General features: G+C 46.3%; 2 protein-coding genes. One reads left to right on the top strand and one right to left on the bottom strand.

Going from position 1 to position 1,251, the window contains the following annotated elements:
* Nucleotides 1–873, top strand: an 873-nt coding sequence (locus A3761_RS28060; protein WP_197473176.1) for a DUF6701 domain-containing protein, incomplete at its 5' end; no start/stop codon positions are given.
* A gap of 85 nt (nt 874–958) precedes the next feature.
* Here the strand turns inward: A3761_RS28060 and A3761_RS22115 are convergent.
* A partial coding sequence (locus A3761_RS22115; RefSeq protein ID WP_304439638.1) for a helix-turn-helix domain-containing protein occupies nt 959–1,251 on the bottom strand: 293 nt, incomplete at its 5' end.

Here is a 1,251-nt window from a genome sequence, read left to right as displayed (position 1 = left end):
TATATGAATCAGGCCTTTCAATGGAATACTGTCCCTGAATTGACGATAAGTGCTGTACGTGCTGATGGCACGATTACACAAAACTATGAAGGTGATTTTTGGCGCTTGGGTGCAAACCTGGAGCTAGATGAGTCTTGTGGTGGTAGTGTAGGCGTTAAGGGTTTTTGCTATACCGATAATGCAGCGACGGCGGCGACATTATCCTCGCCAGTTGGAGATATAAGTTATGGTGCGACAACAGATATTGATGGAACGCTTAGCTTACTTATCCACTCTAGTAACCCTAACTTCAGTTATGATCGACCTGCAGGGACCAATATCGTTCCTTTTGACGCAGATATTGATTTGGTCGTTACTTTGGAAGACGATGATGATGTGACAGGCACTAGTAATTTAGCAGCGCTTGGTTTCCAATTTAGCTCAGAATTACGGCAAGGACGGTGGAAAATGGAGAATGCCTATGGGCCTGATACTCAAGCGTTAAAAATGAAGGCTTACCCCCAATATTATTCTAGCGCCGGAACCTTTGTTGCCCATACTGATGATCAATGTACCGCAGTTGTTCCAACTGTTACACCTTTAGGTAGTGGTGCTACGAGCTTAGAAGATATTCTTGTGGGTTCAGAGTTAACTACCTTAAGTGTGAATGCTCCTCTCGATGATGCGCAAAATGAAAACTTTAGCTTCAGCGCTCCAGGAGTCGGCGGGGCTGGAAAAGTTCAAGTTAATCAGGACTTATCTGCATTGCCATGGTTGCGTTTTGACTGGGACGGAGATGGCGCTCTGGATGATGAGCACCCCTTTGTTGAGGCGCAGTTTGGTCAATATCGAGGCCACGACAGAATTATCTACTGGCGAGAAGTGAGTAACTGATTCTAGGTCGTGCTCCAAGGTTTGGGCATAGCGCGGGATGGAACCCGCTGCCTACAAAATATGAGAGTAATGCGGAGGGAGGGGCTTAATCCTCTTCCTCAGTACTCTCTTCAAAGCTCATATCAAGCTCTTTGATTTTACGGGTAAGCGTATTCCGGCCCCAGCCTAATAACTGGGAAGCATCTCTACGTCGTCCGCCAGTATGGTTCAATGCCGTATCGATCATAATACGCTCAAACTGGGGAACAGCTTGATCCAGAATGGCACTATTACCTTTTTTAAGTTCCTGGTCAGCCCACTTTCGCAAGGCTTCCTGCCAAGTACTTGCTGTTGGAGCAGTGTTATCTTCATCTAATAATTCTGGCGGCAGGTCTGATA

Source organism: Oleiphilus sp. HI0123, assembly GCF_001635315.1.
This window is presented reverse-complemented; position numbering and strand designations above follow the sequence as displayed.